Below are 1,100 nucleotides of genomic sequence, written 5' to 3' on the forward strand. Positions count from 1 at the left end.
GCCCCCTCGTCGGCCAGGGCGGCTGTCGCGAGGGTCGTGGCGGCGGCCGCCGCCTGTTCCTCCGCCTGACGGGCGGCGAGGACGCGCACGGCATCATCCAGCGCCGCGGTGCGCACGCGGATCAGCGCGGCGAGCGCGCGGGGGCGGCTCACACCGGCCGCTCCATCGCCTCGCGCAGCGCGGCGAAGGCCGCATCCGGGGTCGAGGTCTCGTCGCGACACTGGCGCAGCACCGCCTCGATCAGCGGCATCCGGGCGATCGCCTCGTCGGTCGCCTTGTCGCTGCCGGCGTGATAGGCGCCGAGCCGCAACAGGTCGGCGGTATCGGCATGCAGGGCGATCATCGCCCGCGCGCGGCGGACCAGCGCCGCCTCCTCCGCCGTCAGGCAGCCCGGCACGGTGCGCGACAGCGAGCGCAGCACGTCGACCGCCGGATAGCGCCCGCCCTCGCCGATGGCACGGTCGAGCACGACATGGCCGTCGAGGATGCCGCGCACGGCGTCCGCCACCGGCTCGTTGTGGTCGTCGCCCTCGACCAGCACGGTGAACAGGGCGGTGATGTCGCCGGGCGCCGCCCCGCCCTCCGGCGCGGCGGGGCCGGGGCCGGCGCGTTCCAGCAGGCGCGGCAGTTCGGCGAACACGCTGGGCGGATAGCCGCGGGTGGCCGGCGGCTCGCCGGCGGACAGGCCGATTTCGCGCAGCGCGAGGCAGAAGCGGGTGACGCTGTCCATCAGCAGCAGCACGCGGCGCCCGCCGTCGCGAAAGTGCTCGGCGATCGCCATCGCCGCATAGGCCGCCTCGCGCCGCATCAGCGGCGGCGAGTCGGAGGTGGCGACGACCACGACCGCGCGGGCAAGCCCGGCTTCGCCGAGATCGTCCTCGATGAACTCCCGCACCTCCCGCCCGCGTTCGCCGACCAGGGCGAGGACGGCGACGTCGCACCCGGCATGGCGCGCCAGCATGGCGAGAAGGGTCGATTTGCCGACGCCGGAGCCGGCGAACAGGCCCAGCCGCTGGCCCGAACGGCAGGTGGCGAACAGGTCGAGGGCGCGCGCGCCGAGGCCCACGCGCGGGCCGAGCCTCGCCCGCAGTGTCGCGGCC

Annotated in this window: 1 protein-coding gene; it reads right to left on the reverse strand. The window is 76.2% G+C overall.

Features of this window, described 5'->3' with window-relative positions; genetic code table 11:
- Positions 1-148: 148 nt before the first annotated feature.
- Positions 149-1,100: FliI/YscN family ATPase (locus B8460_RS18285; RefSeq protein WP_048863054.1), on the reverse strand; the 952-nt coding region annotated here is incomplete at its 5' end.

Source organism: Acidisphaera rubrifaciens HS-AP3 (assembly GCF_000964365.1).
In the GTDB taxonomy this organism is placed as follows: Bacteria; Pseudomonadota; Alphaproteobacteria; order Acetobacterales; family Acetobacteraceae; genus Acidisphaera; species Acidisphaera rubrifaciens.